The sequence below is a fragment of the Aeromonas finlandensis genome (assembly GCF_000764645.1).
Classification (GTDB): Bacteria; Pseudomonadota; Gammaproteobacteria; order Enterobacterales; family Aeromonadaceae; genus Aeromonas; species Aeromonas finlandensis.
In genome coordinates this window covers 26,475-38,871 of the sequence record NZ_JRGK01000046.1, presented here as the reverse complement: position 1 = coordinate 38,871, position 12,397 = coordinate 26,475, and the positions used below count along the sequence as shown (strand labels likewise).

Below are 12,397 nucleotides of genomic sequence, written 5' to 3'. Positions count from 1 at the left end.
CCCCCGCCCCTACGTTGAGCAGGAAGTAGCGCAGGTGCTGCGCCAGCTCGCGCTGCTCCTTCTCGGGCAGCAGATCCCCCATCAGCGCCTTGCCCGGGATGTCGATAAAGGCATAGGAGAGACCGGAGCCAAACACCCCCAGCGCGATCAGCCAGAGGGAGTGGCCAAATCCCAGCAGCAGATAAGCCACCCACGACACAGCGCAGCCCAGCAGCAATATGGCGCGGCGGCCAATCTTGTCGGAGAGCCACCCCACGTAGAAGCCGATGAGGCAGGAGAGCACCGCCGCGCCACCGAGCAGCATCCCGATGCCGGAAGCGGAGAGGTCATACTCCCGATACAGCAGGATGGAGAGAAAGGGCCAGACCATGAAAAAACTGGTGCGCACCATGAAGGTGCCCAGAATGACGATCCAGACCAGCAGGGGAAATTGCCTGAGGGTATTCCATGGCATAGCAAGACTCCGTGGCGCGTGGGCCAGATAATCAGTGATAGAAAGGGGTTAACCGCAACGGAAGGCCTCCATCGAGGCAACCGCTATCCGCGCGGGACAAGCTGCCCGGCGTTTCCCCAGAAACATCTCAACACACCAGGTCAGTCTGAGTGGCCTTGTTGACAGCGGGTCCCCCCGTTCCGGGCTGATATTCAGCACGTGAGGGACTCCATCATAGGTGGCACGGTTGTCACACCGCCTTGCCAACCCCTTCCTTGTGCCGAGCGCTATAACGGGCCCCCGACTCATACAGCGCGAGCGTGACCACACAGAGCAGCGCCATCAGCACATAGAGCAGCTGGCCGCTCCACTGCTCGAGGATCCAGCCGCCAAGCAGGGCGCCTGCGGCCCCTCCCAACCCGGCCAGCGCGCTGGCACCAAAGTAGCTCCCCTTGAGATGAGCGGGGGCCATCTGGTCGATCAGCACGTTGAGCAGCGGAAACAGAATGCTCTCACCGATGCTGAGCAGCAGCACGGCGCCAAACCAGTGACTGCGCACCGTCGGGTCCCCCAGCGCGAAGAGCAGCTGGGCCGCGAGAAACAACGCCATACCGATATGAAGCCGCACCCGCACCGGCCAGCGCGACAACAACCGCAGCAGCGGAAATTGCAGCAGCACCACGGTCAGGGCATTGGTCGCCACCAGCAGGGCAATCAGCTCGGCCACCTGCGGCATACCGGCGCGGGTCAGGTATTGCACCAGCGGCGAGTGAAACTGGGAGTAGACCAGCACCATCAACAGGTTGGCCATCACCAGCAGCAGGAAGGCCCGATCCGCCAGCAACACCTTGAGGGCATCCCGCAGCCCGGGGCCAGCCGCACCCGACTTGCCAGTGCTGCCAGCCTGGCGAAATCCCCAGCCAAAGGCCAGCGCCAGCAGCAGATAGCTCACCACCAGAAACAGGAAGGTCTCCTGCTGGGCGTTGATCCCGAGGGTCACCCCGAGCAGCGGCCCCAGCGCCGCCCCCAGATTGAGCAGAAAATAGCGCAGGTGCAGTGCCAGCTCCCGCGCTTTGGCCGAAGCCAGACTGTCAGCCATCAGCGCCTTGCCGGGGGCATCGATGAGCCCCGACGAGAGGCCACTGCCCATCACCCCAACCCCGAGCCAGAACACAGTGTGCGAAAAACCGAGCAGGCCGAAACAGAGCATCGCCACCAGACAACCGGCCAGCAGTATGCTGCGCCGCCCGAAGCGATCAGAGAGCCAGCCGCCGTAGAAACTCACCAGGGTGGAGAGGGCCATCGATCCCCCCAGCAGCAGGCCGATCAGGGTGGCCGAGAGGTCATACTCCCGATAGAGCAGAATGGAGAGGAAGGGCCACACCATGTAGTAGCTGGTGCGCACCATGAAGGTGCCCAGAATGACGATCCAGACCAGTGGGGTAAATTGCCTGAAGGTGCTCCATGACATAGCTATGCTCCATACCCCCGCAGCTCTTACCACAAGATCCTGCCATAAACGGGGGGAAAGCATTCAGTTGTAACAGAGGGCTTCAATAGAAACAACGCTCGCTCACCATCAAGGTGCAACCGGATGCAAAAAAGCCAGCCGGTGGGCACCGGCTGGCTTTTTTATCACGGAACGTCCCTCGGACTAACGCCAGAGGGCCGGGCTTAGCGCCAGGGGCTCTGTTGCCACAGCCGCCCTAATCCCGCCTCCAGCGCCTGCGCGCCCTGCTGCCCCAGCTTCTGGGTCAGGCTTTTTGGCTTGCGATAGCTGATGCCGACCACCTTGTGGTGGCTGGCCTGCGCCAGCAGGTAGTCATCGCTGGTGCAGAGGGTATCCACCAGCCCCAGCCCCTTGGCCTGATTCGCCAGCCAGTGTTCACCGGTCGTGACCTGATCGATATCGAGTTGCGGGCGATGTTCGGCCACAAAGGCCTTGAAGCGCTCGTGGATCGCCGCCAGCTCCTCGCGAAACTTCTCGCGCCCCAGATCGTCGTTCTCGCCGAACATGGTGATGGTGCGCTTGTATTGACCGGCGGTGTGCATCTCGAATTCGATATCGTGCTTTTTCAGCAACTTGTTAAAGTTCGGTAGCTGGGCGATCACCCCGATGGAGCCGACGATGGCAAAGGGGGCAGCCAGGATCTTGTCAGCCACACAGGCCATCATGTAGCCGCCGCTCGCCGCCACCTTGTCGATAGCAACGGTCAGCGTGATGTCCTTATCCCGCAGCCGCTGCAACTGGGAAGCAGCCAAGCCGTAACCATGGACTACGCCGCCACCGGATTCGAGCCGCAGCAGCACCTCGTCGCCGGGCTGGGCCACACCGATCACCGCGCTCACCTCTTCGCGCAGAGAGGCCACCTCTTTGGCATCCATGCTGCCGTTGAAATCGAGCACAAACAAGCGGCTGCGCTCATCACCCGCCTTGGCACGCTTTTTCTGCTCCTCTTTCTGCTGCTTTTCCAGCACCTTGCGTTCGGCCTTGCTGGCGAGCGCGCTCTTGAGCGCAAACTGCCCCTGCTCCAGCTCGCTCGAGAGATCGGTCACCACCAGCTCACCCTTGCGCGCTTTCGGCTGGCGAGTGCTGACGATCATCAGGATGATGGCGCCGATAGCCAGCAGGAAGGTCACAGTTTTGGCCAGAAACAGGCCATATTCGGTCAAAAATGTCACGATGGACTCCAGAATGGATCGGTTTTCGTCACATTCTAGGGAGTTTGACGGATGCGCGCAAAAAATCGCAGCCAGAGCCCGGAAAAACCAACCCGAGCATCACAACCTCTCTATTTTCTTCACATTTTTCTTGCCGCTCGCTGGTCAAACAGGCGCACGGATCAGTACACTTGGCGCCGATTGCCATACCCTTATGGCCAGAATTTGTTAACAGGAGTTGTCATGCTCGATTATCAGGCACCCCGCGATCTGCTCAAGGATAAAGTCATTCTGGTCACCGGTGCCGGCGACGGGATCGGCCGCGAAGCCGCCCTCACCTACGCAGCCCACGGTGCCACCGTGATCCTGCTCGGCCGCACCAGCGCCAAACTCGAAGCCGTGTATGACCAGATTGAAGCTGCCGGTTATCCGCTGCCCGCCATCGTGCCGGTGGATCTGAAAGGGGCTACCGCCGCCCACTACCGCGGCATGGCCGACACCTTCGCCCAGCAGTTTGGCCGCCTCGACGGCGTGCTGTTCAACGCCGGTCTGCTTGGCACCCTATCTCCGTTTGAACACATTCAGGAGAAAGAGTGGGACGAGGTGATGCAGGTCAACGTCAAATCGGAATTCCTGCTGACCCAGGCGCTGTTGCCGCTGCTGCGCCAGACCGCCAAGGCACATGGCGATGCCTCCATCGTCTACACCTCCTCCAGCGTGGGGCGCAAGGGGCGTGCCTACTGGGGCACCTATGCCATCTCCAAATTTGCCATCGAGGGGATGATGGAAGTGCTGGCCGACGAGCTGGAGAACACCGGCGTGCGGGTCAATACCCTCAACCCGGGCGGTACCCGCACCAAGATGCGCGCCAGCGCCTTCCCGGCGGAAGATCCCATGAACCTCAAGACCCCGGCCGACCTGATGCCGCTCTACCTCTACCTGATGGGGCCGGACAGCCGTGGCAAAACCGGCCAGACCTTTGTGGCTCAACCAAAATAAACAGGTGGCGCAGCCCAAATAAACAAGTTGCGTGGCTCAGCCCAAATAAATCAATAAAATACCCAGAGTGTTGTGCGGCAGGGGTTAAATTGAATAGGGAGCAAAAGCTCTCTGTTCGAACCCCTGACCATCCTATCTCCAATCAGGTTGAACTATGTTTCGTCCCAAGAGCACGTTTGAGCAATGGCGGATCTTTCAGGCGGTGGTCGACTGCGGCGGCTACGCCCAAGCGGCCGAGGCACTGAACAAGAGCCAGTCCTCCCTCAATCATGCGGTTGCGAAGTTGCAGCAGAGTCTGGGTGTGCCCTTGCTGGAGGTGCGCGGTCGCAAGGCGGTGCTGACCCCGGCGGGAGAGATCTTCCTCAAGCGGGCCCGTCAGTTGAGCCAGCAGGTGGAAGAGCTGGAGAATCTGGCCAACAACCTGGAGCGGCAGTGGGAGCCGCAGATCAACCTCTATGTATCCGCATTGCAGCCAAGAGATCGCCTCTATCGGGCGCTCGCCTGCTTCTATCCCCGCAGCCGGGGTTGCCGGGTCAATCTGCACGAACGCATTCACTGCCACTTCAACGCCCTGCAACCGGGGGATCTGATGCTCTCCGAGCACCTGCCCGGCGATCGCACCGGCCTGTTGCTGGACGAGGTGTGCCTGCTGCCCCTCTGCGCCGCCAGCCATCCACTGGCACAGGAGGAGGGGGCGATCCGCAGTGATATGCTGACCGGCTACAACCAGATCAGCCTCCATCCTCCCATTCACCGCTCGGTGGACTGGAACGATGCAGATGACACCGGCTGGAAGGCCACCCACTACCATGAAGTGATCGCCATGCTGCGCCTTGGCCTCGGCTATGCCTGGCTGCCGCGCCATCTGGTGGAGCGGGAGCTGGCAGAAGGCTCGCTCATACAGCTGGATCTGGAGAGCGGCAACGAGCGCCACCTCTATACCTATCTGCTGACCCTCTCCCCCGAGGCCCTCGGCCCCGCGACCGAGCTGCTGCTGCGCTGCCTGCGCAAGGAGTATCAGAGCGAATCATCACCGATCCCGCACGCCCAGCCCCAGCACAGCAAATAACAGCCAAATTACCTCGTCAGACGTTGGGTACCCGCAAGCTGGCGGCCAGTGCCACCAGTGCCAATCCCAGCGCCACCATAAAGACCCCGTGGAAACTCCACACCTCCGCCACCACACCGGCGATGGCCCCCGCCATGATGGAGCCGGTGCGGATGCTGTTGGCAAACAGGGTGGTCGCCACCCCGGCCCGCCCCGGCATCAAATCCTGAAAGTAAGACATGCCGATCCCCGCCACGATGCCGATGAAGATGGCGTTGAACAGCTGCAAGGCGATCAGGGCGTATTGATCGGTGAGAGTCACCAGACCGGTGTAAAAGGCCGCGCCAGCCAGCACCGCCAACAGCATCATGGGGCGCTTGCCAAAGCGGGCCGTGTAGTAACCCGCCAGCAGCATGAAGGGGATCTCCAGCGCCGCCGCCGTGCCCATCAGGATACCGGCGAGCTTCTCATCCATCCCCAGCTCGCGAGTGATGTAGAGCGGCATATTGATGAGGTACATGCTGTTGCAGGTCCACATCAGGGTGGAGGCGATAAAGAGCGCCCGCACCGCCGGATCCCGCCAGCTGCTGACCCGCGGGGCCTCCTCATCCATCTTGGGCAGCGGCAGGGAGGGCAGCCAGCGCCACACCACCAGAGCGCAGAGCAGGTAAGCCAGTGCCGAGGCCAGGTACATCAGTTCAAAGCCATAGCCGATGGCCAGCGCGAAGGCGATGGGTGGGCCTATGACCCAGGCCAGCGAAAATTGGGCCCGCATCACCGAGCTGAACATGTCCGCCCGCCGGTTGCGGCTATCGGAATACTCTCGCGCCAGCGCAAACAGCTGAGGGCTGGCAGTGGCCGCCAGCGCTGCCAGCATGACCCCCAGACTCGCCAACAGCCAGTAGTTGCGGTTCCAGGCAAACAGCAAAGAGAGCGCCACCCCGGCAAAACAGCAGCGCAGGATCAGTCGTTTGCGATCCCCCTTGTTATCGGAGCGATGGCCCAGCCACTGGCTGACCAGAATGCCTACCACAGCATTAATGGTGTAGAAGAAGCCCACCAGAACGGGGCGCACCTGCACCTCCTCGGCCAGAAACAGGCTTAAGGTAGGCACCTGCAACGCCACCGCAACGCCGGTCATAAAGGTCACGGCCAGAAACGAAAGAGATACGGGGTCCGGGCGTTTGACCGCCGCTATCGACAAGCTCATAGGGTTACCACTGATTGGAAGGAAGATACGGACTAACGGGCGGCAGCCGTATGAAATTTCGGCGCTTATCTTATGTCATTATCAAGAGCTGGCTCAAGGACGGCATAAGCAGGTGTGCGCCTTGCGAGGGAGGCCGCGACCCCGTAGAGTGAACACCCATACTGCCAGCACAAGGAGTTCGCATGTTTGATTTTGATCAGGAAGTAGACCGCAGTGGTACCATGAGCCTGAAATGGGACAAGTACAAAGGTCAGGACGTGCTGCCCATGTGGGTTGCCGATACCGATTTTGTCTCCCCCCCCTCCGTGATTGAAGCACTCACCCAACGGGTCGCCCACGGCATTTTCGGCTATTCACGCCCCTCGCCCCGCCTGATCGAACTCATTATCGAACGGATGGCTACCCGCTATGGCTGGGCCATTCAGCCGGAGTGGCTGGTGTTCCTGCCCGGCGTGGTGCCGGGGCTCAACCTTGCCTGCAAGGCGTGGAGTCAGCAAGGCCGCGGCATCATCACCCCCAAGCCGGTTTACTACCCCTTTCTGCAGGCGCCGGGCTTCAATGACCGCCCCCTGCTCACCGTCCCCATGGTGGAAGAGGCGGGTCGCTGGGTGCTGGATCTGGCCGAGCTGGAGCGTCAGGCCCCCTCGGCGGATCTGCTGCTGCTCTGCAACCCTCACAACCCGGGCGGCACCATCTTCACCCGTGACGAACTGCTGGCCATCGATGCCATTGCCGCGCGCCACAATCTGGTGATCTGCTCCGATGAAATCCACTGCGATCTGCTGCTGGATAAAAACGCCCACCACATTCCCTACGGCGCCATCAGTGCACAAGCGGCCGAACGCTGCGCGGTGATGATGGCCCCGAGCAAGACCTTCAATATCGCCGGTCTCTGCTGCTCATTCGCTATCATCCCCAACCCCCGTCTGCGCTTTAGGCTGCAACAGGCGATGCGCGGCATCAGTGCCGATGTCAATCTGCTGGGATTCGTGGCTGCCGAAGCAGCCTATGAAGGTGGCGAACAGTGGCTGACCGAACAGCTCGACTATCTGGCGGCCAATCTGGCCCTGATCCAGCAGGCGGTAGCCCGCTGGCCTGGCGTCAAGCTGGCCAGCCATCAAGCGACGTATCTGGCCTGGATCGATGTGAGCGCCCTTGACCTTGCCGACCCCATCGCCTTCTTCGAGCAGGCCGGGGTCGGTCTCTCCCCCGGCGCCCAGTTTGGCAACGGCCAGTTCGTGCGGCTCAACTTCGGCTGCACCAGGGCACGGCTGACCGACGCACTGGCGCGGATGGAGCGGGCAATTCTCGGCCACAGCAAGCCCTAATCAGCCAGTAACGGGATGGGCAAGCCCCATCCCTTTTACCCTGTGTCATCAGCCAGCGATCAACTCAGTCAACGGTCACTTATGTCTCTACGGATCTTGCGTCACCTCCTGCCTCCCCTCTGTGCACTGCCCGCACTGATCCCCCTCAGCAGTCAGGCGCTGACCATCGGAACGGGCCCGCTCAACGGCGTCTACTACCCGACCGGTGGCGCCATCTGCCGGGTGCTCAATGCCGGCCATGCCCTGCATGGGGACAGCTGCACCGTGCAGAGCACCCGTGGCTCGATGGCCAACCTCAAGGCGCTGAACAAGGGTGAAGTACAGCTGGCGCTGGTGCAGTCCGATGTATTGCACCACGCCCTGCACGGTACCGGCCCCTTCAGCGGGCAGGGGGCCAACAGTGAGCTACGCAGCCTGTTTCGCCTCTATCAGGAGTCGCTGACCCTGCTGGCCGCCCCCGATAGCGGCATCACCACCCTGGCAGATATCGAGGGGAAACGGGTCTATCCGGGCAACAATGGAGCCGGTGAGCAGATCACCAGCCAGGCCCTGATGGCGGCCATGGGATGGCAACCCGGGCGGTTTGCTGCCTATCAGATCACATCGAACAGCGAACCGCTGGAAGGGCTCTGCGATGGCTCGCTGGATGCCGCTTTTGTGGTAGCCGGTCACCCCAGTCAGGCAGTCGGCGATCTGGTCAGCCGCTGCAAGGTGCGCCTGATCCCCATCGAAGGGGAGCAGATCGACAAGCTGCTCAAGCAACATCCCTACTACCAGCGCAGCCGCATCGCGGCCAACCTCTATCCGGGGCAGACCACCTCCATCAACAATATCGGGATGAGTGCCGAACTGGTGGCACTGGCCAGTCTGCCGGATCCCATCGTTCGTACCGTACGCGATACCCTGCTGGCCCGGGTCAAGCAGTTCAGTCGGTTGCATCCTGCCCTGAGCAAGGTAACTCCCGAACAGTTGCAGGCACAAACCGAACTGCCCCTCCATGCGGGGATGTCGGATCAGCCGCCAGCCCCCTTGCCACTGACCCCCGAGCAGTTAACAGCGGAACAGTTAACGCCGGAGCAGTTAGCAGCTGAATCATCGACCTCAGATGCGGCGCCAACGGCAGAGCAGGTGAGTGCCGCCGACGGGACGACAACGCCCCTTGAGGTACCCTCCGACGGGATCGCCACCAACAGTGCAGCCGTGGCGACAGACGCCACAGAGGCCACTCCCTTGCCCGAAGAGGCGCTCGAGGTCACCCCCGAGCTGACTGCGCCAACCAGCGAGGTTGAGAGCGAGGCCCCCTCTGCCGCAACGTCAACGACGCCAGCACCATCGACATCGGCAGCCGTTTCGACTCAGTTACCACAGAGCGCCTCTGCCGCCACTGCGCCGCAAGAGCAGGAAACTCCGCCTGCCAGCAGCGCGGTTGCTGATGAAACCCCGCCACAGGATAAAACCGACACGCCTCCCTCCCTTGCAGCCAGCGCAGCCACGCCGCTACAGCCCTGAGTGGTCAGCCCCAACAAACGCATCAGGGCAGCCTCGGCTGCCCTGATTGTTTACGCGCGTTCGATAGTGACGCAATTGATGGCGGCGCAGTCACCCTGATTGGCCTGCTCACCTTGCCACCCCGCTACGGCTCCATTCCCCTCGTCAGATAGGGATTGGGCTTCTGGATCTCCTCCTCCACCCAGTGCAGCAACTGCTTGATGGCCCTTGATAACACCTGATTCTGGCGCACCACATAGCCCAGACTGGTACCGGGAAAGTCGCTCAGGCTGGTCACCGACGCGGTGAGGTTGAGGCGCGGATGCAGGGCGAAGTCCGGCACGATGGCGACACCGAAGCCCGCCTCGGCCCAATCCAGCTGAGCATCGACACTACCCACCTCCATGATGCGGCAGGGGGGCAAGGCCAGCAGCGGCAAGGACGGATCGATCAGCGCCCGGGTACGGGTATCGTGACCGAGCAGGATCAGGGTTGGCTCGTCGAGGGGGTCGCTCTCTCCCGCTACCGCCCGCGCCTGCCAGCGGGCGAGGCCGTGACCCAGCGCGCACCAGGTCACCTGTTGCAGCTCGGTATAGAAGAGTGGCTCGCTGCGCTTTTGTGCCATGACAAAACCCAGATCCGCCTTGCCCGCCTTGACCAGCTCTGCCGCCTGATCCGAGGTGGTATTAGACAGAGTGAGATCGATGCCGGGGAACTCCCGCTTGAAGCGCTGGAACGGCTGGATCAGCAACAGGCGGGAGATGATGTCGCTGGCGGCGATGGCCAGCGTCCCTTGGCTGAGCTGGTTGAGAGCATTGAGGTCGGATTGGCAGAGCTGCAACTCGGCGATGGTGCGCTCGGCGCTTTGCAACAGCCGCTCCCCCGCCTGCGTCAGACGAAACGGGCTGCGCTCGATCAGCCGCACCCGGGTCGCCTGCTCCAGCCGCTTGATATGGAGGCTGACATTGGGCTGGGTCATGTGCAGCTCGGTGGCGGTCTGACCAAAATGTTGCAATCTGGCCAGGGTGACAAAGGTTTGCAGCCAGTGAATATCCAGCATAAGAGTCCCTCAACCCGTGATGTGCGGGGCTTGCCCGGCAAAATCGGGCGGCTTGCCGCTTAATCGGCCCTGATTATATGGTTTTCTTATCGGAATTATAAATATAATTAATTTTTCTAATCCGCATCAGGCTCCTAGGATGGACGCCTAACGTCTTAGGAGAAAGAGTCATGTCGTCTATCGTAGTCGTAGGTGCTAACTGGGGTGATGAAGGCAAAGGCCGCATCGTTGATTATCTGGCAGGTCAAGCTGGCGCCAGCATTCGCTTCCAGGGCGGCAACAACGCTGGCCACACCGTGGTCAACGACCTTGGCACCTTCAAGCTGCACCAGGTTCCAAGTGGCGTGTTCAACCCGGATTGCCTGGTTGTCCTCGGCCCGGGCATGGTGATCAGCCCCGAGAAACTGACCGTCGAGCTCGACGAAGTCAAAGCCTCCGGCGTGACTCCGAAGCTGGCCATCTCTGACCGCGCGACCCTCTGCCTGCCGCTGCACGCACTGGAAGATACCCTGGAAGAGCAACGTCTGGGTGACGGCGCCTATGGCTCCACCCGTCAGGGCATCGCCCCTGCCTACGGCGATCGCGTGATGAAGAAAGCGATCCTGGTCGGCTGGCTGAAACAGCCGGAAGTGCTGGTCGAGCGCATCCAGTTCATGCTGGACTGGAAACTGCCGCAGATGAAGGCTATCTACCCCTCCTTCGAATTCACCCAGACTGCCCAGGAGATGGCCGACTGGCTGCTGGAAGTCTCTGCACCCTGGATCGACGCCGTCTGCAACGTCAGCATGCCGCTCAAAGCGCTGCAGGCGGAAGGCAAGACCCTGCTGTTCGAAGCACAGCTGGGCGCGGGCCGAGATCTCATCTATGGCGAATACCCCTGGGTCACCTCATCCCACGTATCTGGCGCCTACGCCGGTATCGGTGGCGGTCTGCCGGCACTGCGTCCGGAGCGCGTCATCGCCGTGGCCAAGGCATTCAGCTCCTCTGTCGGTACCGGCACCCTGCTGACCGCCATGGAGAACCAGGACGAGTTCCGCAAGATCACCAACGAGTTCGGTGCCACCACCGGCCGTCCCCGGGATGTCGGTTACTTCGACGCTGTCGCCACCAAGAACGGTGTCGAGCTGCAAGCCGCTACCGAAGTGGCCCTGACCAAGCTGGACTGCCTGACCGGTCTGCCGGATCTGAAGATCTGCGTCGCTTACGAAGGTGCCCACACCGAGAACCCGATTTGGCCGCAAACCGCTGCCCTGAAGCCGGTTTACGAGCAGATGGAAAGCTGGAGCGAAGACATCACCGGTTGCCGCACCTTTGAAGAGCTGCCGCGCGCTGCCCAGCAGTACGTGCTGCGTATCGAAGCGCTGCTCGGCGTACCGGTTCCGATGGTTTCCGTCGGCCCGGGCCGTGACGAGATGATCCTGCGCTAAGCCGCACCTCTCATCGTCAAACAAAAAACCGGCATCCAGATGCCGGTTTTTTTATGGCTGACATTTACCCTCTCACCATAATAATCACCCAAAGGCTCAAGTAACTCACCAAACGGCGTAGTATTGAGCCGTTCTGCAACAATATTCTGCCCCGCCCTCGCTAAAGTGATCCCGTTACCACACGAGGAGTCACCCGATGAAATTGCTCAAACAGAGTGCCCTGCTGCCACTGCTCTGCCTGACGGCCCTGCCCGCCTTTGCCATGACCCTGAAGAGCACGGATATTCACGAAGGCCAGCTGATGGATAAACAGTTCAGCTTCAACGGCTTTGGCTGCAGTGGCGACAACCGCTCGCCCCAGCTGAGCTGGCAGGATCTGCCAGCCGGCACCAAAAGCGTCGCCATTACTGCCTATGACCCCGATGCCCCTACCGGCAGCGGTTGGTGGCACTGGCTAGTGGTGAACCTGCCTGCCACCCAGAGCGAGCTGGCCAGCAATGCCTCCGGCAAGCTCAAGCAGGGATTGGAGATCCGCACCGACTTTGGCAGTCAGGGTTACGGCGGCCCCTGCCCGCCCGCGGGCCACGGCATGCACCGTTATCAGTTCACCGCCTGGGCCCTGCCCCATAATCTCGAGGTGAAGGCCGATACCCCGCCCGCTATGGTAGGCTACATGCTCAACAGCATGGCGCTCGGCAAGGCCACCCTGACCGCCACCTTCGTCACCCCCTAGGAGCCAACCG

At 61.6% G+C, this 12,397-nt stretch carries 11 protein-coding genes; 6 read left to right on the top strand and 5 right to left on the bottom strand.

Annotated elements, in window-relative coordinates; all coding sequences use genetic code 11:
• From LD28_RS0106245 to sohB, 3 genes are all read right to left on the bottom strand, one after another.
• On the bottom strand, positions 1–454 hold a 454-nt coding region (locus LD28_RS0106245; protein WP_033136139.1), incomplete at its 3' end, for an MFS transporter.
• A 229-nt stretch (positions 455–683) separates the two neighbouring features.
• Positions 684–1,904: an MFS transporter gene (locus LD28_RS0106240; protein ID WP_033136138.1), complete on the bottom strand. Its 1,221-nt coding sequence runs from the start codon at positions 1,902–1,904 to the stop codon at positions 684–686.
• 203 nt (positions 1,905–2,107) lie between these two features.
• Positions 2,108–3,115, bottom strand: coding sequence for a protease SohB (gene sohB, locus LD28_RS0106235; RefSeq protein WP_033136137.1), 1,008 nt, complete (start codon positions 3,113–3,115; stop codon positions 2,108–2,110).
• Between the two features lie 222 nt (positions 3,116–3,337).
• Here sohB and LD28_RS0106230 point away from each other — a divergent pair, with 222 nt between their 5' ends.
• Both LD28_RS0106230 and LD28_RS0106225 read left to right on the top strand, forming a co-directional pair.
• On the top strand, positions 3,338–4,093 hold the full coding sequence (locus tag LD28_RS0106230) for a YciK family oxidoreductase (protein ID WP_033136136.1): 756 nt from the start codon (positions 3,338–3,340) through the stop codon (positions 4,091–4,093).
• Positions 4,094–4,247: 154 nt separating this feature from the next.
• Positions 4,248–5,162, top strand: a complete 915-nt coding sequence (locus LD28_RS0106225) for a LysR family transcriptional regulator (protein ID WP_033136135.1) — start codon at positions 4,248–4,250, stop codon at positions 5,160–5,162.
• A gap of 16 nt (positions 5,163–5,178) precedes the next feature.
• Here the strand turns inward: LD28_RS0106225 and LD28_RS0106220 are convergent, their stop codons facing one another.
• Complete coding sequence (locus LD28_RS0106220; protein ID WP_033136134.1) at positions 5,179–6,351, bottom strand: MFS transporter; 1,173 nt, start codon at positions 6,349–6,351, stop codon at positions 5,179–5,181.
• A 182-nt stretch (positions 6,352–6,533) separates the two neighbouring features.
• Between LD28_RS0106220 and LD28_RS0106215 the strand changes: the two genes are divergently transcribed.
• Complete coding sequence (locus LD28_RS0106215) at positions 6,534–7,679, top strand: MalY/PatB family protein (protein ID WP_033136133.1); 1,146 nt, start codon at positions 6,534–6,536, stop codon at positions 7,677–7,679.
• An 81-nt stretch (positions 7,680–7,760) separates the two neighbouring features.
• A complete protein-coding gene (locus LD28_RS0106210) occupies positions 7,761–9,188 on the top strand; it encodes a TAXI family TRAP transporter solute-binding subunit (protein WP_033136132.1) in 1,428 nt (475 codons plus the stop codon).
• Between the two features lie 124 nt (positions 9,189–9,312).
• Here LD28_RS0106210 and LD28_RS0106205 read toward each other — a convergent pair whose 3' ends face one another.
• Positions 9,313–10,227: a LysR family transcriptional regulator gene (locus LD28_RS0106205; RefSeq protein ID WP_033136131.1), complete on the bottom strand. Its 915-nt coding sequence runs from the start codon at positions 10,225–10,227 to the stop codon at positions 9,313–9,315.
• A gap of 170 nt (positions 10,228–10,397) precedes the next feature.
• Here LD28_RS0106205 and LD28_RS0106200 point away from each other — a divergent pair, with 170 nt between their 5' ends.
• The gene (locus LD28_RS0106200) at positions 10,398–11,654 is read left to right on the top strand and encodes an adenylosuccinate synthetase (protein WP_033136130.1); all 1,257 of its coding nucleotides are present in this window, start codon (positions 10,398–10,400) and stop codon (positions 11,652–11,654) included.
• A gap of 196 nt (positions 11,655–11,850) precedes the next feature.
• Positions 11,851–12,387, top strand: coding sequence for a YbhB/YbcL family Raf kinase inhibitor-like protein (locus LD28_RS0106195; protein ID WP_033136129.1), 537 nt, complete (start codon positions 11,851–11,853; stop codon positions 12,385–12,387).
• The last annotated feature ends 10 nt before the right edge of the window (positions 12,388–12,397 follow it).